Raw genomic sequence first — 15,963 nt, 5'->3', positions numbered from 1 at the left:
TTGGCCCCCGAGCGGGCCCAGGGCGCGGACCCCGGCCCGGCCTCCGAGGTCCGCGCCCTGGGCCCGCTCGGGGGCCAAGTAGTCCAGGGAGCCGATGAGTTCGCCGCTCCGTGTGAGGTGGGTGGCGGAGCCGTCACCCGGGTCGTCCATCGTCGCTATGCCGAAGTCCGTGAGGACGACGCGGCCCGTGCGGTCCAGGAGGATGTTGCCCGGCTTCACATCGCGGTGCAGGACGCCCACTGAGTGCGCCGCGGCCAGCGCCTCCATCACCTTCGCGCCGATCCCGGCCGCCTCGCGCGGGTCGATCGGGCCACGCTCCCCCAGGATGTCGTCGAGGGACGGCCCGTCGATCAACTCCATGACGATCAGCGGGCGTCCGTCGACCTCGGCGATGTCGTGCACGACGACCACACCGGTGTGGCGGACCCTCGCCGCCGCCCGCGCCTCGCGCTGCATCCGCAGCCGCAGATCGGCCAGTTCGGGCGCGTGGGCGTCGGTGAAGGTGCGCAGTTCCTTGACGGCGACCTCACGGCCGAGGACCTCGTCGACGGCCCGCCAGACGACGCCCATGCCGCCGCGCCCGAGCCGGGACACGACCCGATAGCGCCCTGCCAGCACTCGGTCGACCCCGTCCACGCGTCCGCTCTCCCCCGAAGGCACCGCACCGCTCCGTCCCTGTGGCACATCCCATGAACGCCGTACAGCCTACGGGGCGGCAGTGACAACAGAAGTCGGCGCCAACACCTGTGACAGGTCCGCTACTTGGCGGATGCCGTGAGGTCGCCCCGCCGGGGCGCGGCGAAGCCCTCCAGGTCCGTCCGGGTCAGCCCGGTCGCCCCGGCCACCTCGGCGATGTCGAGCGCGCCGCAGTCCAGGCCGCGCAGCAGATAGCCGCTCAGGGCCTTGGCGGTGGCGGGCTCGTCCATGACGTCGCCGCCGGCGTGGTTGGCGTAGCGGGAGAGGCGGGCGGCGGCCTGTTCGAAGCCCTCGCGGTAGAAGGCGAAGACGGCCGCGTAGCGGGTGGGGATGTGGCCGGGGTGCATGTCCCAGCCCTGGTAGTACGCGCGGGACAACGCCCGCCGGGTGAGGCCGTAGTGGAGCCGCCACGCGTCGTGGACCTGCGCGGTGGGTCCGACCGGGAGGACGTTTGTCGAGCCGTCCGACACGCGTACGCCCGTGCCCGCCGCCGCGACCTGCATGATCGCCTTGGCGTGGTCGGCGGCCGGGTGGTCGCTGGCCTGGTAGGCGGCGGACACGCCGAGGCAGGCGCTGTAGTCGAAGGTGCCGTAGTGCAGGCCGGTGGCGCGGCCCTCGGAAGCCTGGATCATGCGGGCGAGCGTGGCGGTGCCGTCCGTCGCCAGGATGGACTGGCTGGTCTCGATCTGGATCTCGAAGCCGATCCGGCCCGGCTCCAGCCCGCGCGCCTTCTCGAAGGCCTCCAGGAGCCGCACCATCGCGGTGACCTGTTCGGCGTACGTGACCTTGGGGAGGGTGAGGACCAGCCCCTCGGGCAGGCCTCCTGCCTCCATGAGGCCGGTCAGGAAGATGTCGAGGGTGCGGATGCCCCGGTCGCGCACCGGCGCCTCCATGCACTTCATACGGATGCCCATGTACGGCGCCGCCGTGCCGTTGTCGTACGCCTCGGCGATCAGGCGGGCCGCGCGGGCGGCGGCCTCGTCCTCCTCGGCGTCGGGGCGGGGGCCGTAGCCGTCCTCGAAGTCGACGCGCAGGTCCTCGATGGGCTCGCGTTCCAACTTGGCCCGCACGCGCGCGTGGACGGGCTCGGCGAGTTCGTCGGAGAGGCCGAGGACGGCGGCGAAGGAGGCCGCGTCGGGGGCGTGTTCGTCGAGGGCGGCCAGGGCCCGGTCGCCCCAGGAGCGGATCGTGTCGGCGGCGAAGAGGTCACCGGGGACGTAGACCGTGTGGACGGGCTGGCGGGTGCCCGGGTCGCCGGGGTAGCGGCGCTCCAGTTCGGCGTCGACCGGTGCCAGGGAGGCGCTGATCTCCTCGCTGATCGCACCCGCGAGGCTCGTCGCCACCTGCTGTTGCTCGCCCTGACCCATCCCGTACCCTCCAGTTTTCCGCTCTGCGGAATCAACAATCCGTAGAACGAAGTTATCCATGGAGCTTCCCGCCGGTCAACACCTTGTCCACGCCGTGAACCCATGGTGTTCACTGCCGCCCCGAGGCCCTCTTCCGCCCAGCGCCGCGCACCTTCATCCTGACTCGCAAGGGGAGGGGACGCATATGCCGACTGTCGGAAAGATGACCCGCCGCGCGGGGCTGAGCACGCTCGTGGCGGCCGCCATCGCCCTGCCACTGATCGGAACCGTACGCTCCGGCTCCGTCCGGCACGAGACCCGTCTGCTGGACGTCATGACGTTCAACCTGCGCTACGCCGACACCGCCGAACCCAACAGCTGGAAGGTCCGCCGCCCGGTGATGCGCGACCTGCTGCTCCGCGCGGCCCCCGACATCATCGGCACCCAGGAGGGCCTCTACGCGCAACTTCAGGACATCAAGCAGGACCTCGCGCCGCACTACGACTGGATCGGCGGCGGCCGCAAGGGCGGCAGCTTCGACGAGGAGACCGCGATCTTCTACGACACCCGCCGCCTCGCCCCGATCGAGTACGACCAGTTCTGGCTCTCCGACACGCCGAACGTGATCGGATCGAACACCTGGGGCGGCGCCCACGCGCGCATCGCCACCTGGATCCGCTTCCGCGATCTCGGCGACGAGGAACGGCAGTTCTACGTCCTCAACACCCACCTGGACAACGCGAGTCAGTACGCGCGCGAGCGGGCCGCCACCCTCATCGCCGAACGCCTCGCCCGCCTCGACCGCTCCCTGCCGATCGTGGTGACCGGCGACTTCAACACCGCCGCGTACACCACCTCCGTCTACGCCACGATGCTGGGCGCCGGCCTCCGGGACACCTGGGACGCGGCGGCGGCGCGCGGGCAGCTCTACGGCAGCTTCCACGGCTACCGCGCGCTCGTGCCGGGCGGTCCCCGCATCGACTGGATCCTGGTCACCCCGGGTGTCACCGTGCGCCGGACGGCCCTCGACACCTTCTCCGAGAACAGCCAGTTCCCGAGCGACCATCTGCCCGTGACGTCCACGATCACCCTGGGATGAGCGAAGGCCCCCGCGACCACGTGGGTCGCGGGTGCCTGATGACGCTGCGGGGGATCAGCCCTTGCGGGTGTTGATCTCCTCGGTGAGCTGCGGGACGACGTCGAAGAGGTCGCCGACCACGCCGTAGTCGACGAGGTCGAAGATCGGGGCCTCGGCGTCCTTGTTGACGGCCACGATCGTCTTCGAGGTCTGCATGCCCGCGCGGTGCTGGATCGCGCCGGAGATGCCGTTGGCGATGTAGAGCTGCGGGGAGACGCTCTTGCCGGTCTGGCCGACCTGGTTGGAGTGCGGGTACCAGCCGGCGTCCACGGCGGCGCGCGAGGCGCCGACGGCCGCGCCGAGGGAGTCGGCGAGGGCCTCGATGATCGCGAAGTTCTCCGAGCCGTTCACACCGCGACCACCGGAGACGACGATCGCGGCCTCGGTCAGCTCCGGGCGGCCGGTCGACTCGCGCGGGGTGCGCGCGGTGACCTTCGTGCCGGTGGCCTTGTCCGAGAAGGTGACCGCGAGCGCCTCGACGGTGCCGGCGGCCGGGGCGGCCTCCACGGCGGCCGAGTTGGGCTTCACGGTGATGACCGGGGTGCCCTTGGAAACGCGGGTCTTGGTGGTGAAGGAGGCGGCGAACACCGACTGCGTCGCGACCGGACCCTCGTCACCGGCCTCCAGGTCGGTGGCGTCGGTGATGATGCCGGAGCCGATGCGCACCGCGAGGCGGGCGGCGATCTCCTTGCCCTCGGCGGAGGACGGCACCAGGACGGCGGCCGGGGAGACGGCGTCGTAGGCGGCCTGGAGGGCGTCCACCTTCGGTACGACGAGGTAGTCGGCGTACTCGGCGGCGTCGTGCGTGAGCACCTTCACCGCGCCGTGCTCGGCGAGCGCGGCGGCGGTGTTCTCGGCACCCGAGCCGAGGGCGACCGCGACGGGCTCGCCGATACGGCGGGCCAGGGTCAGCAGCTCCAGGGTGGGCTTGCGGACGGCGCCGTCCACGTGGTCGACGTAGACGAGAACTTCAGCCATGGGAATGGTCTCCTGCGTGCTTGCGAAGTCTGAGGGGAGGTATGCGAGTTGGGCCGTGATCCTTGGGCCTAGATGAACTTCTGGCCCGCGAGGAACTCGGCGAGCTGCTTGCCGCCCTCGCCCTCGTCCTTGACGATCGTGCCGGCGGTGCGCGCGGGGCGCTGGGCCGCGGAGTCGACGGCGGTCCAGGCGCCTTCGAGGCCGACCTCGTCGGCGTCGATCTCCAGGTCGGAGAGGTCCCAGGCCTGAACCGGCTTCTTCTTGGCGGCCATGATGCCCTTGAAGGACGGGTAACGCGCCTCGCCCGACTGGTCGGTGACGGACACGACGGCCGGCAGGGAGGCCTCGAGCTGCTCGGAGGCGCTGTCGCCGTCACGGCGGCCCTTGACGACGCCGTCCGCCACGGAGACCTCGGAGAGCAGCGTGACCTGCGGGACACCCAGGCGCTCGGCCAGCAGGGCGGGGATCACACCGGCGGTGCCGTCCGTGGAGGCCATGCCGGAGACGACCAGGTCGAAGCCGGCCTTCTCGATCGCCTTGGCGAGCACCAGGGAGGTGCCGACGGCGTCGGTGCCGTGCAGGTCGTCGTCCTCGACGTGGATCGCCTTGTCGGCGCCCATGGACAGCGCCTTGCGCAGGGCGTCCTTGGCGTCCTCCGGGCCCACGGTCAGGACGGTGATCTCCACGTCGTCGTCCGAGTTCTCGGAGATCTGCAGCGCCTGCTCGACCGCGTACTCGTCCAGCTCGGAGAGCAGACCGTCCACGTCGTCCCGGTCGACGGTCAGGTCATCGGCGAAGTGCCGGTCGCCAGTGGCGTCGGGCACGTACTTCACAGTGACAACGATCCTCAAGCTCACGCCGGCTCTCCTACTGCATCGTCATTTTCGGCTGCCTACTTCCAGGCAGCATAGGCGCCCTGAACGGCCGTTCCCGGTGGGGGCGACCGGTGCTCCGAGCGAAATATTACTCGCCAGTACGCACTCCTACGCTCCCCCAGGGGGTGCCCGCTAAGCAAGCGCTTTGAACTGTGACCTGTGCAACGCAGCGTAATCGGAACTCGACGCTTCCGCAGGGTGGCCCGTCACCCACCGGGAGTGGTCTCAGTCACGCAGCCCGTTGAAGCGGCCCTGGTGATAGAGGAGCGGGCGGCCGGAGCCCGCGTGCTCACCGAGGACGACCTCGGCCAGCACGATGCGGTGGTCCCCGGCGGGCACGCGCGCGGCGACCCGGCAGACCAGCCAGGCGAGCACGCCGTCGAGGACCGGCACGCCCTCGGGACCCTCACGCCAGACGGTGGGCGCCCCGAAACGGTCGGCGCCACTGCGGGCGAAGGTGGCCGCCAACTGCTCCTGGTGCTCGCCGAGTATGTGCACGCCGACATGCTCGGCCCCGGATATCGCGGGCCAACTGGACGCGCCGGTGCTGATCCCGAAGGACAGCATCGGGGGCTGCGCCGAGACGGAGCTGAGGGAGGTGGCGGTGAAGCCGACCGGGCCGTTCTCACCGCGCGCGGTGATCACCGCCACACCGGCCGCGTGCTGCCGGAAGACGGAACGCAGCAGGTCGGGGGAGGCGTGCTGAGGGGTACGGGTGCCGAGGTCGGGCGTGGCCGTCATGGACGTGTCCTTCTACGGAGGGAACGAACTGGGTCCGTGGCTGCTCAGCAGCCCGGACAGCGCGCGCTCGCGGTGCGGGCGAGATCGACGTGCACCCGCCCGAAGAGAAGGAGTTCCGTAGGCATACGGTCAGGTTGACGATAGGTGGTGCGCGCAGTCAAGTACGTTCCGGCATATGGGAGATGGCTCACCGAAGTCGTCACCAAGGGCGTCACAACCGTCAGACCGCCTCCCCCAGAGCCGCGATGACGTCCGCCTTGCGGGGGAGGCCGGTGGCACGCCGTACGACCTGCCCGCCGGCGTCGAGGACCAGCACGGTGGGGGTCTTCAGGATGTCGAGTTCCCGTACGAGGGCCAGGTGGTCCTCGGCGTCGATCTCGATGTGCCGGACGCCGGGGACCATGTCGGCCACCTCGCCCAGCACCCGGCGCGTGGCCCGGCAGGGCGCGCAGAAGGCGCTGGAGAACTGCACCAGGGTGGCCTTCTCGCCGAGGTCGCCGCCCAACTCGGCGGCGCCGAGCCGTTTTCCGCCGTCGCGCCCACGCACGCGTACTCTCCCGCTCCGCCGCCGATGCAGCACTCCGTAGGCGCTCGCCGCCGCGAGCACCACCACGCACACCACAAGTCCGGTCATCGAATCCTCCAGCGTTCACGAGACTGCAAAGATTCCCGGTGCCCGGAATCCTTTCCACTGCGGAATCCTTGATTCATGGACATCGACGTACGAGGACCGCGTTTCGGGGCGGCCCTGACGACCGTAGTACTGGCGGTCGTGCTGATCACCGGCAGCTTCTGGCTGCTGGCCTGGCAGACCCTGGCGTTCGCGCTGGGCGCGGCGGGCGGCGTGGGCCGTTCGCCGTACGGCTGGCTGTTCCGGAAGGCCGTACGGCCCCGGATCGGGCCGCCGACGGAGTTCGAGGCACCGGAGCCGCCGCGGTTCGCGCAGGCGGTCGGGCTGGCCTTCGCCGGGGTGGGGCTGGTCGGTTTCGGCCTGGGTCCGGAGTGGCTGGGGCTCGCGGCGACGGGGGCCGCGCTCGCCGCCGCGTTCCTCAATGCCGCGTTCGGGTACTGCCTGGGGTGCGAGATGTACCTGCTCGTGCGTCGAGTGACGGTACGCGCACAGTAAAGGCAACTTAAAAGGCCGAGGTGGATCAAGCGATGGACGTGACGAGGATCTCGCCTTTCTCCGGCACGAGGACTGGCCAGTCGTTCGTTCTTGGGGCACGATCTGCGCAATGCCGTAAACCTACGGCTGCGTAACTTTCCCGCCCGGAGAACCCCTTCCAGGCAGAGAGAAGGGTCCACCCCGTCCATGGCTGAGCTTGTCTACCGTCCCGTCGTCGGTCTCGCCCAAACGTTGTTCAAGGCCTGGGACCTCAAGATCGACTGCAAGGGATCGGAGAACATTCCGCGCTCGGGCGGCGCCGTGCTGGTCAGCAACCACATCAGCTACCTGGACTTCATCTTCGACGGTCTGGCCGCCCTGCCCCAGAAGCGCCTCGTGCGCTTCATGGCGAAGGAGTCGGTGTTCCGGCACAGGATCTCGGGTCCGCTGATGCGCGGCATGAAGCACATCCCGGTGGACCGCAAGCAGGGCGAGACGGCCTACCAGCACGCGCTGGAGTCGCTGCGGTCCGGTGAGATCGTCGGCGTCTTCCCCGAGGCGACGATCTCGCAGTCGTTCACCCTGAAGAGCTTCAAGTCCGGTGCGGCGCGCATGGCCCAGGAGGCCGGTGTCCCGCTGATCCCGATGGCCCTGTGGGGCACCCAGCGCCTGTGGACCAAGGGCCACCCGAAGAACTTCAAGCGCAGCCACACCCCGATCACCATCCGGGTCGGCGAGCCGGTGGAGGCCCCGCAGGACCAGTACGCGGGCGCCATCACCCGCCGGCTGCGCGAGCGCGTCCAGGAGCTGCTCGAGGCCGCCCAGCGCGCCTATCCGGTGCGACCCAAGGGTCCGGACGACACGTGGTGGATGCCGGCCCATCTCGGCGGCACGGCCCCGACCGCCGAAGAGGTCAAGGCGGCCGAGGCTCGCTGAATCGTCACGCCGGGGCGTGGACGGTGATCCGCGCCCCGGGGCTGAACTTCTCGAGCAGCTCGGCGAGTTCGGCACCGGCCGCCTCGACGTCGGCCACCGGCATCGGCGCCAGGCTCTCCAACAGGAAGACGGCGGACGTCGATTGCTCGGTGAGCCGGGTGCGCGGCCCCTGCCGCCAGTTCCAGCGGCGGCAGGTGACACCGACCGCGTCCCGCCACACCACCTCGCCCGCGTCGGGATGTTCGACGACTTCCTCGCCGCCCGCCACGGTGACGAACTCCTCGTCCCCGACGGCCCGTTCGAGGACCATCCCGCCCTGGATACGGTCGGTGTCCTCGCCGCCCACGGGGATCAGGTGGGCGACGCTGACGGCGTTGTAGAGGTCGACCAGCAGATTGATCCGGGGCAGCCCGCCATCCGAGAGCGCCCTCTTGGCCAGCGCCTCGGCCGAGTTGCGGGTCCGCGACGGCTTCGAACCGAACGCGGTGTACACCTCGCGCCAGGCCACCATGTGCGGGTCCTCGTGCGGGGCACGCCCGTCCAGTCGTACGGCGAGCCGGCGGGCCGCGTCTTCGAGGAGCGCCGAACTCGCTTCGGTGCTGGGCCCGTTGACCAGTCCGTGGGCCTCGATCGCCACGTGGGTGAACCCGGGGGCAAGGGCGCGGACTTCGTCGGACACGGTCAGGGTGAGGGTCATGGTCTGCCTCAGAGTGCGGTCGGGAGCGTCTGCCAGAGGTGCGGGCGGTCGGGTGCGGCCTTGAGGGCGCTCAGCACGACCGGGTGCGGTTCAGCGTACAGGACCGGATAGTCCAACTCATTGAACTCAGGATCGGGTACGAAGGCCAGCCGCTCGCCGTCGAGGGAGAACTGCGCGTCCACGCCCGGCTTGTTGCCGCGCGGATCCTGCCGGTGCCAGGCCCCGTTGAACCGCACGGCGACCAACCCGTGCAGCACGTCGAACTTCTGGTAGCAGAGCGCCGCGGGGATGTCCTCGGCCCGCAGCAGCGCGGCCAGCGCGTGCGCCTTGGCGTAACAGATGCCGGTGCGCTGCTCCAGGACGTCGGAGGCCCTCCAGGTGACGCGCGGGTCACCGGAGTCCTGCGAGTGGGGAATCTCGTCCCGCACGAACTCGAAGGCCAGCCGCGCATACCCATACGAGTCCGCGGCACCCCTGGCGAGACGCGCGGCCGTCTCCCGCACGAGGGGATGGTCATGGTCGACGACCTCGTCAGCGGCCAAATAGGCGGACAGGTCGGGGGTGTTCTGGATCAGCTCCATGACCGGAGAGCATAGGAAAGCGATCACCCGAGAGTCAATTACTTTTCAGGCGACCGCATACCTATGCATGATCTCTTCAAGCTTGACTAACGGGCCATCTCCTCCTTGAGCGCCGCCACGAACGCGTCCACGTCGTCCTCGGTCGTGTCGAAACCGCACATCCAGCGGACGTCCCCGGCCGCCTCGTCCCAGAAGTAGAACCGGAAGCGCTGCTGAAGGCGCACGCTCACGTCGTGCGGGAGGCGGGCGAAGACGCCGTTGGCCTGCACGGGGTAGAGGATCTCCACGCCGTGCACCGCGCGCACGCCCTCGGCGAGGCGCTGGGCCATCTCGTTGGCATGGCGGGCGTTGCGCAGCCACAGGTCCTTGGCGAGCAGCGCCTCCAACTGCACTGAAACGAAGCGCATCTTGGAGGCGAGCTGCATGGACAGCTTGCGCAGGTGCTTCATGTGGCTGACGGCGTCCTGATTGATGACGACGACCGCCTCACCGAAGATCGCGCCGTTCTTCGTCCCCCCGAGGGAGAGGATGTCGACGCCGACCGCGTTGGTGAACGTCCGCATGGGGACGTCGAGTGAGGCCGCCGCGTTGGCTATCCGGGAGCCGTCGAGGTGGACCTTCATGCCGCGCGCATGGGCGTGGTCGCAGATCGCGCGGATCTCGTCGGGCGTGTACAGGGTGCCGAGTTCGGTGCTCTGGGTGATCGAGACGACCTGCGGCATCGCCCGGTGCTCGTCGTCCCAGCCGTAGGCCTGCCTGTCGATGAGTTCGGGCGTGAGTTTGCCGTCCGGGGTGGGCACGGTGAGGAGCTTGAGGCCGCCCATGCGTTCGGGGGCGCCGCCCTCGTCGACGTTGATGTGGGCGCTCTCGGCGCAGATCACCGCGCCCCAACGGTCGGTGACGGCCTGGAGCGCGACGACGTTGGCTCCGGTGCCGTTGAAGACCGGGAAGGCTTCGGCCGTGGCACCGAAGTGGCTGCGGATGATGCCCTGGAGGTGGTCGGTGTAGTCGTCCTCGCCGTAGGCGACCTGGTGGCCACCGTTGGCGAGCGCCAGGGCGGCGAGCACCTCGGGGTGGGCGCCGGCGTAGTTGTCGCTGGCGAAGCCGCGGATCTCCGGGTCGTGGTGGCGACGGGCGTCGGTCTTCGGAGGGTTCACGGCTTCTCGGTCAGCCACAGACGGTTTCCGTTCACTTCGGAGGCGGGCTTGTCCCAGACGCCCGCGATGGCCTCGGCGAGGTCCTTGACGTCGGTGAAGCCCGCGAACTTCGCGTTCGGGCGTTCGGCGCGCATCGCGTCGTGCACCAGCGCCTTCACCACCATGACGGCCGCTGCGGAGGTGGGGCCGTCCTCCCCTCCGGCCTTGCGGTAGCCGTCGGCCATCGCGAGGGTCCAGGCCTCGGCGGCGGCCTTCGAGGCGGAGTACGCGGCGTTGCCCGCGGTCGGCTTGCTGGCGCCGGCCGCGCTGATCAGCAGATACCGGCCGCGGTCGCTGCGCTCCAGGCCGTCGTAGAAGGCCAGGGAGGTGTGCTGGACGGTGCGGATGAGCAGCTTCTCCAGGAGGTCCCAGTCCGCGAGGTCGGTCTCGGTGAAGGTGGCGCTGCCGCGCCAGCCGCCGACGAGGTGGACGAGGCCGTCGACGCGGCCGAAGTCCTTCTCGATGTGCTCGGCCCAGTCGCGGGTCGCCTGCGGGTCGAGCAGGTCGACCGTGTCGCCGACGACGGTGGCGCCGCCGTGCGCGTAGCGGGCCGCGTCCACGGCCTCCGCCAGGCGCTCGGGGTGCGCGTCCGCACCGACGACGGTCGCGCCCGCCTCGGCCAGCCGCAGCAGCACCGCGTGGCCCGCGGGCCCGCCCGCTCCGGCCACCGCGATCACCGCGCCGTTGAGCGCCCCGTTCCCCATGGTCCTCGCCTCCTGAGCCACTTCTGTCGTGCGGTCGCTCACGCGGCGACCTGCTCGGCGCTCTCCACCCGGATGCCCTTGGTCGAGGCGATCACGTTCTTGAGCTTCTTGGAGAGTGCCTCATAGAACATGCTCAGCGGAAACTCGTCCGGAAGCACGTCATCCACGAGTTTCCGCGGCGGCTGGCTCAGGTCCAGGGCGTCGGGCCCCTTGGCCCACTTGGAGCCCGGGTGCGGGGCGAGATAGGTCGCGACCAGGTCGTAGGCCTTGAACCAGTGGACGAGCTTGGGGCGGTCGATGCCCGCGCGGTAGAGGTCCTCGATCTCGGCGCACAGCCGGTTGGTGACCTCGGGGGCGCGCTGCCAGTCGATGTGCAGCTTGTTGTCGGTCCAGCGGACGACGTCGTGCTTGTGCAGGTAGGCGAAGAGGAGCTGGCCGCCGAGTCCGTCGTAGTTACGGACCCGCTCGCCGGTGACCGGGAAGCGGAACATGCGGTCGCAGAGGACCGCGTACTGCACGTCACGGGCCTGCGGGACGCCGTCGGCCTCCAGCTTCACGGCCTCCTTGAAGGCGGTGAGGTCGCAGCGCAGCTCTTCGAGGCCGTACATCCAGAACGGCTGGCGCTGCTTGATCATGAACGGGTCGAAGGGCAGGTCGCCGTGGCTGTGGGTGCGGTCGTGGACCATGTCCCACAGGACGAAGGCCTCCTCGCAGCGCTTCTGGTCGTCGACCATCGTGGCGATGTCCTCGGGCAGGTCCATGCCCAGGATGTCCACGGCGGCCGCGGTCACCCGGCGGAAGCGGGCGGCCTCGCGGTCACAGAAGATGCCGCCCCAGGAGAATCGTTCCGGCGCTTGGCGTACGGCGATCGTCTCCGGGAAGAGCACGGCGGAGTTGGTGTCGTAGCCGGACGTGAAGTCCTCGAAGGTGATCCCGCAGAACAGCGGGTTGTCGTAACGGGTCGCCTCCAGCTCGGCCAGCCAGTCGGGCCAGACCATGCGCAGGACGACCGCCTCGACGTTGCGGTCCGGGTTGCCGTTCTGCGTGTACATCGGGAAGACGACCAGGTGCTGGAGTCCGTCCCGGCGGTTCGCGGCGGGCTGGAAGGCCAGCAGCGAGTCGAGGAAGTCGGGCACCTGGAAGCCGTCCTCGGCCCACCGCGTCAGGTCCCTGACCAGCGCGGCGTGGTAGGCGGCATCGTGCGGGAGCAGCGGGGAGAGGTCCTCGACGGCGCCCGTCACCAGGCGCACGGCGTACTCGGCGTCCGCGCGGTCCGGGGCGCCCTCGGCCGCGAAGTCGATCGACCCGTCCTTGGACTGCCATGGCCGGATCCGCTCCACGGCATCCTTGAGCACGGGCCATGCGGGATGCTCCACCACCCTGGTCACGGGAGCAAGCCGCTCCTCGGCACCCACCCGCACAAGAATTTCCGTCATGTCCCACCCTCCACAGGAGAACCTCGCGTATGAACAGCGTATGCGTTCATGGTTTCTCCCAGCAAGGGGAGCCTCCGCAATTTATCCTGCGCCTCCCGACCGTCACCGCTATTTTTCCTGCCGGACACAGAAGTGGCGATTACTTCCGCTGTGGCGGGGTAGGCCTGCGGGCGCCCTCTCCAGGGGGCCGGTTTCGGTCAACGCCGGCGGGACTCGCCCACGGTCGGGTGACGGCGTCGCCCCGTAGGCTCGAAGCGCACCCCGAATCCGCCGTGTACGCGCGGGTACAACGCCGGGCCCGGCCATTAGGCTGCGGCTCTGCCGCGTGGACGCCGATGTCCGGCCGCGCCCACGCGCGCGTGTGCCGAGCCGCCGTCGACGGAAGCGAGTCGAACCTTGAACTTCCTCACCATCGGTCACCGCGGAGTCATGGGTCTCGAACCCGAGAACACGCTCCGTTCCTTCGTCGCCGCCGAGCAGGGCGGCCTCGATGTCATCGAACTCGATCTGCATCTCAGCAGCGACGGCGCCCTCGTCGTCATGCACGACGCCGACGTGGACCGTACGACCGACGGGACCGGTCCGATCGCCGAGCGGACCCTCGACGAGCTGCGGACCCTGGACGCGGGTCGCGGCGAGCGCGTGCCCGTCTTCGAAGAGGTGCTGGACGCGGTCAGGTCGCCGCTCCAGGCCGAGATCAAGGACCTGGCGGCGGCGCGGGCGCTGGCCGAGGTCATGCACCGGCGCAACTTGGTCGAGCGGGTCGAGGTGTCCTCGTTCCACGACGAGGCGATCGCCGAGATCGCCCGCCTGGTGCCCGGCGTCCGCACCGCGCTGATCGCCAGTCGCTTCGGCCCCGACGTGGTGGAGCGCGCCGTCGAGGCCGGTGCCGAGACGGTCTGCCTGAACATCCGCCGGCTGACCCTGGAGGTCGTCGAGGCGGCCCGCAAGGCGGACTTGAGGATCATCGGCTGGGTCGTGAACACCCAGGACCAGCTACGGCTCGTCCGCGCCCTGGGCCTGGACGGCGCGACCACCGACTACCCGGAGATCAAGCGCACGGGCCGCTTCACCGCGTGAGGACTACGCGAGTTCCTTGACCAGCAGCTCGAACTGCAGGTCGTCGCGCTGCGGAACGCCGAACCGCTCGTCGCCGTACGGGAACGGGGTCATCCGGCCCGTACGGCGATAGCCGCGGCGCTCGTACCAGGCGATGAGGTCGTTCCGTACGGAGATCACGGTCATGTGCATCTCCCCCACGCCCCAGCTCTCCCGGGCCGCGCGCTCCGCCTCCGCGATGATGACCTTGCCGAGGCCACCGCCCTGGAGCTGCGGGCTGACGGCGAACATCCCGAAGTAGGCGTGGTCGCCCCGGTGTTCGAGCTGGCAGCACGCGACGACCTGGCCCTCGCGTTCGACGACCAGCAGCCGGCTGTCGGGCGACTTGATGACGGCGAGCACGCCCTCGGGGTCGGTCCGCTGCCCTTCGAGGATGTCCGCCTCGGTGGTCCACCCGGCCCGGCTGGCGTCCCCCCGGTAGGCCGACTCGATCAGCACGACCAGGGCGTCCACATCGGCGTCGACGGCGTCGCGGAAGGTCAGTCCGGTGGCGGCGGTGTCCATGGTGCACAACTCCGATCAGGGCGCGGCTCAGGCAGAGACGAGGGTAACCCGGCTCCGACGACTAGGCTCCGGCCGCATGGTGCACGTACTGAGCAGCCGCATCCTGCTGCGCCCCACCGATCCCGACCGCTCCCGCGCTTTCTACGGCGAGCAGTTGGGGCTGCCCGTCTACCGGGAGTTCGGCACGGGTCCGGAACGCGGGACCGTCTACTTCCTCGGCGGCGGCTTCCTGGAGGTCTCCGGCCACTCCGCCACCCCGCCCTCCCCCGCCGTACACCTCTGGTTGCAGGTCCCGGACGCGGAAGCCGCCCACGACGAACTGCTTGCCAAGGGAGTCGAGATCGTCCGACCACCGCTGAAGGAACCCTGGGGCCTGGTCGAGATGTGGCTCACGGACCCGGACGGAACACGCATCGTCCTCGTGGAGGTACCGGCGGACCATCCCCTGCGCTACCGGCCGGGGATCTAGGTCTACGACGGAGAGGGCGCCCTTCCGTGCCGGATGGCCGGGGTCGCGGCCCGGGCTTAGCGTGCTGGGAGGGGAGCTTTCTGCGGAAGGAACGCCATGAAGCTCGACAGGCCGGTGACCGGTGGGCCCTGCTGGACCGAGCTCGGGACCAGTGATCTGGAGGCGGCCAAGCGCTTCTACTCGGCCGTGTTCGGCTGGCGTCCGGAGACCGATCCCCGGCCGGAGGCGGGCGGTTACACGGTCGCGCACGTCGGGGACGCGGCGGTCGCCGCGCTGACGCCGCTGTTCCAGGAGTCGCAGCCGGTGGCGTGGAACGTGTCGTTCGCCGTGGCGGACTCCGACGCGAGCGCGGAGAAGGTGCGCGCGGCCGGCGGGACCCTGCTGATGGAACCGATCGACGTGTTCGACATCGGGCGCTTCGCGGTCGCCCTGGACCCGGGCGGCGCCGTGTTCCAGATGTGGCAGGCGCGGACCTTCCCGGGCGCCGGGCTGTTCAACTCACCCGGTGCGCTGGGCTGGGTGGAGCTGCTGACCCGGGCGCCCGAGCGGGCGGAGAGCTTCTACACGACGGTCTTCGGCTGGACCGTCCGCCCCTCGGAGCACTACCCGCAATGGGGCATCGACGGCGCCGACTTCGGCGGCATGATGACGATGGACGCGAAGTTCCCGCCGGAGGTGACTCCGCACTGGCTGCCGTATTTCTCCGTGGCCGACGTCGACGCCACCGCCGCCTCGGCGACGGAGGCGGGCGGCACGGTCCTCATGGCGCCCACGTCCCTCGCCGACGTACGGCGGATCGCGGTCCTGCGGGATCCGCAGGGGGCGGTGTTCGGGGTGTACGCCGAGGGCGAGGAGGGCTGAGGCGACGCCCTCCCCACCCCCTCTCCTTCACGCCAACGGCGTCACCGTCACACGGTCGATCACCGGCGCGTACGCGGAGCGTTGACCGAACTGGTTCCTCGACTGCCCGTCGTGGTCCGGGAGTTCGTCGGCGGTGAAGGTGAGGGTGTTGGTGCCCTCGTCGAGGGTGACCGGGACGGTCAGGTCGTGGAAGTTGTTGAAGTGGAAGGTCGTCGGGAACAACACCCGTTGCGGGGCGGCCCCGTTGACAGCGACGTCCGCGTGGCGGCAGACCGGGTCCGGGTTGTAGTGGGTGGCGGGCGCCTGCTCGCCGTTGGAGTAGCGGATCGTCAGCGCGTGGCGGCCGGCCCGCGCCGCCGTCACCGTGAGGGTGAGCGCGTTCGCGGGGCCGGCGCCGATACCGTCGACCGCCTTGCCGCCGGTGGCGAAGGTGTGGGCGCCGGTGACGCGGGCACTGCCGGTGGTGGTGCCTTCCTCGGCGGAGTGCGTCGAGGTGGGGAGGAGGCTGCGTGAGGGCTCTGTCCGGAGGCGGTCCAGGACCAGGTGGTCCGACGTGGCGGTGACGGTGACCTTGTTGATGC

Annotated in this window: 18 protein-coding genes and 1 pseudogene; 6 read left to right on the top strand and 13 right to left on the bottom strand. The window is 70.1% G+C overall.

All coding sequences use genetic code 11. The annotated features are described in order from the left end of the window. Both JHN63_RS33690 and JHN63_RS33685 read right to left on the bottom strand, forming a co-directional pair. On the bottom strand, window positions 1-660 hold a 660-nt coding region (locus JHN63_RS33690), incomplete at its 3' end, for a serine/threonine-protein kinase (protein ID WP_200687904.1). Window positions 661-758: 98 nt separating this feature from the next. After that, window positions 759-2,063, bottom strand: a complete 1,305-nt coding sequence (locus JHN63_RS33685) for an aldolase/citrate lyase family protein (RefSeq protein ID WP_200687902.1) — start codon at window positions 2,061-2,063, stop codon at window positions 759-761. Between the two features lie 184 nt (window positions 2,064-2,247). Here JHN63_RS33685 and JHN63_RS33680 point away from each other — a divergent pair, with 184 nt between their 5' ends. After that, complete coding sequence (locus JHN63_RS33680) at window positions 2,248-3,141, top strand: endonuclease/exonuclease/phosphatase family protein (protein WP_200687900.1); 894 nt, start codon at window positions 2,248-2,250, stop codon at window positions 3,139-3,141. A 54-nt stretch (window positions 3,142-3,195) separates the two neighbouring features. Here the strand turns inward: JHN63_RS33680 and JHN63_RS33675 are convergent, their stop codons facing one another. From JHN63_RS33675 to JHN63_RS33660, 4 genes are all read right to left on the bottom strand, one after another. Next, a complete protein-coding gene (locus tag JHN63_RS33675; RefSeq protein WP_200687898.1) occupies window positions 3,196-4,158 on the bottom strand; it encodes an electron transfer flavoprotein subunit alpha/FixB family protein in 963 nt (320 codons plus the stop codon). 68 nt (window positions 4,159-4,226) lie between these two features. Then, on the bottom strand, window positions 4,227-5,015 hold the full coding sequence (locus tag JHN63_RS33670) for an electron transfer flavoprotein subunit beta/FixA family protein (protein ID WP_200687896.1): 789 nt from the start codon (window positions 5,013-5,015) through the stop codon (window positions 4,227-4,229). Window positions 5,016-5,258: 243 nt separating this feature from the next. Continuing rightward, complete coding sequence (locus JHN63_RS33665) at window positions 5,259-5,774, bottom strand: flavin reductase family protein (protein ID WP_200687894.1); 516 nt, start codon at window positions 5,772-5,774, stop codon at window positions 5,259-5,261. A 220-nt stretch (window positions 5,775-5,994) separates the two neighbouring features. Further along, on the bottom strand, window positions 5,995-6,408 hold the full coding sequence (locus tag JHN63_RS33660) for a thioredoxin family protein (RefSeq protein ID WP_200687892.1): 414 nt from the start codon (window positions 6,406-6,408) through the stop codon (window positions 5,995-5,997). Between the two features lie 75 nt (window positions 6,409-6,483). On the opposite strand from JHN63_RS33660, the gene JHN63_RS33655 reads away from it, so the two are divergent. Both JHN63_RS33655 and JHN63_RS33650 read left to right on the top strand, forming a co-directional pair. After that, window positions 6,484-6,900 carry a DUF4395 domain-containing protein gene (locus JHN63_RS33655; RefSeq protein WP_200687890.1) on the top strand — a complete coding sequence of 139 codons (417 nt, stop codon included), beginning with the start codon at window positions 6,484-6,486 and terminating at the stop codon, window positions 6,898-6,900. A 186-nt stretch (window positions 6,901-7,086) separates the two neighbouring features. Next, entirely contained in the window at window positions 7,087-7,815 is a 729-nt protein-coding gene (locus JHN63_RS33650) for a 1-acyl-sn-glycerol-3-phosphate acyltransferase (protein WP_200687888.1), read from the top strand. Window positions 7,816-7,819: 4 nt separating this feature from the next. Here the strand turns inward: JHN63_RS33650 and JHN63_RS33645 are convergent, their stop codons facing one another. The 5 genes from JHN63_RS33645 to JHN63_RS33625 form a co-directional block, all read right to left on the bottom strand. Further along, window positions 7,820-8,512, bottom strand: coding sequence for a B3/4 domain-containing protein (locus JHN63_RS33645; RefSeq protein ID WP_200687886.1), 693 nt, complete (start codon window positions 8,510-8,512; stop codon window positions 7,820-7,822). 8 nt (window positions 8,513-8,520) lie between these two features. Beyond that, entirely contained in the window at window positions 8,521-9,093 is a 573-nt protein-coding gene (locus JHN63_RS33640) for a transglutaminase family protein (RefSeq protein ID WP_200687884.1), read from the bottom strand. 86 nt (window positions 9,094-9,179) lie between these two features. Next, window positions 9,180-10,250, bottom strand: a complete 1,071-nt coding sequence (locus JHN63_RS33635; protein ID WP_200687882.1) for a low specificity L-threonine aldolase — start codon at window positions 10,248-10,250, stop codon at window positions 9,180-9,182. Continuing rightward, the gene (locus JHN63_RS33630) at window positions 10,247-10,993 is read right to left on the bottom strand and encodes an SDR family oxidoreductase (protein ID WP_200687880.1); all 747 of its coding nucleotides are present in this window, start codon (window positions 10,991-10,993) and stop codon (window positions 10,247-10,249) included. The genes JHN63_RS33635 and JHN63_RS33630 overlap by 4 nt, the downstream gene beginning before the upstream one ends. Window positions 10,994-11,031: 38 nt before the next feature. Further along, entirely contained in the window at window positions 11,032-12,429 is a 1,398-nt protein-coding gene (locus JHN63_RS33625) for a DUF6421 family protein (protein WP_200687878.1), read from the bottom strand. Window positions 12,430-12,825: 396 nt separating this feature from the next. Between JHN63_RS33625 and JHN63_RS33620 the strand changes: the two genes are divergently transcribed. After that, window positions 12,826-13,509 carry a glycerophosphodiester phosphodiesterase family protein gene (locus JHN63_RS33620; protein ID WP_200687876.1) on the top strand — a complete coding sequence of 228 codons (684 nt, stop codon included), beginning with the start codon at window positions 12,826-12,828 and terminating at the stop codon, window positions 13,507-13,509. 3 nt (window positions 13,510-13,512) lie between these two features. On the opposite strand, the gene JHN63_RS33615 is transcribed toward JHN63_RS33620, so the two are convergent. Beyond that, a complete protein-coding gene (locus JHN63_RS33615) occupies window positions 13,513-14,052 on the bottom strand; it encodes a GNAT family N-acetyltransferase (RefSeq protein WP_200687874.1) in 540 nt (179 codons plus the stop codon). Window positions 14,053-14,128: 76 nt separating this feature from the next. On the opposite strand from JHN63_RS33615, the gene JHN63_RS33610 reads away from it, so the two are divergent. Together JHN63_RS33610 and JHN63_RS33605 are read left to right on the top strand one after the other, a co-directional pair. Continuing rightward, window positions 14,129-14,521: a VOC family protein gene (locus JHN63_RS33610; protein ID WP_200687872.1), complete on the top strand. Its 393-nt coding sequence runs from the start codon at window positions 14,129-14,131 to the stop codon at window positions 14,519-14,521. Between the two features lie 96 nt (window positions 14,522-14,617). Beyond that, a complete protein-coding gene (locus JHN63_RS33605) occupies window positions 14,618-15,382 on the top strand; it encodes a VOC family protein (RefSeq protein WP_200687870.1) in 765 nt (254 codons plus the stop codon). Between the two features lie 27 nt (window positions 15,383-15,409). Here JHN63_RS33605 and JHN63_RS33600 read toward each other — a convergent pair. Further along, a pseudogene (locus JHN63_RS33600) lies at window positions 15,410-15,963 on the bottom strand (cellulosome protein); the annotation flags it as partial.

The sequence above is a fragment of the Streptomyces sp. MBT65 genome, from assembly GCF_016612545.1.
GTDB lineage: Bacteria > Actinomycetota > Actinomycetes > Streptomycetales > Streptomycetaceae > Streptomyces.
The sequence above is the reverse complement of the archived record's forward strand: the minus strand, read 5'-3'. Positions and strand labels throughout refer to the sequence as shown.

Coding starts and splice junctions, on each gene's coding strand:
- JHN63_RS33685 (WP_200687902.1), bottom strand. CDS start 2,063: ATGGGTCAGGGCGAGCAACAGCAGGTGGCGACGAGCCTCGCGGGTGCG.
- JHN63_RS33680 (WP_200687900.1), top strand. CDS start 2,248: ATGCCGACTGTCGGAAAGATGACCCGCCGCGCGGGGCTGAGCACGCTC.
- JHN63_RS33675 (WP_200687898.1), bottom strand. CDS start 4,158: ATGGCTGAAGTTCTCGTCTACGTCGACCACGTGGACGGCGCCGTCCGC.
- JHN63_RS33665 (WP_200687894.1), bottom strand. CDS start 5,774: ATGACGGCCACGCCCGACCTCGGCACCCGTACCCCTCAGCACGCCTCC.
- JHN63_RS33660 (WP_200687892.1), bottom strand. CDS start 6,408: ATGACCGGACTTGTGGTGTGCGTGGTGGTGCTCGCGGCGGCGAGCGCC.
- JHN63_RS33655 (WP_200687890.1), top strand. CDS start 6,484: ATGGACATCGACGTACGAGGACCGCGTTTCGGGGCGGCCCTGACGACC.
- JHN63_RS33650 (WP_200687888.1), top strand. CDS start 7,087: ATGGCTGAGCTTGTCTACCGTCCCGTCGTCGGTCTCGCCCAAACGTTG.
- JHN63_RS33645 (WP_200687886.1), bottom strand. CDS start 8,512: ATGACCCTCACCCTGACCGTGTCCGACGAAGTCCGCGCCCTTGCCCCC.
- JHN63_RS33640 (WP_200687884.1), bottom strand. CDS start 9,093: ATGGAGCTGATCCAGAACACCCCCGACCTGTCCGCCTATTTGGCCGCT.
- JHN63_RS33630 (WP_200687880.1), bottom strand. CDS start 10,993: ATGGGGAACGGGGCGCTCAACGGCGCGGTGATCGCGGTGGCCGGAGCG.
- JHN63_RS33625 (WP_200687878.1), bottom strand. CDS start 12,429: ATGACGGAAATTCTTGTGCGGGTGGGTGCCGAGGAGCGGCTTGCTCCC.
- JHN63_RS33615 (WP_200687874.1), bottom strand. CDS start 14,052: ATGGACACCGCCGCCACCGGACTGACCTTCCGCGACGCCGTCGACGCC.
- JHN63_RS33610 (WP_200687872.1), top strand. CDS start 14,129: ATGGTGCACGTACTGAGCAGCCGCATCCTGCTGCGCCCCACCGATCCC.
- JHN63_RS33605 (WP_200687870.1), top strand. CDS start 14,618: ATGAAGCTCGACAGGCCGGTGACCGGTGGGCCCTGCTGGACCGAGCTC.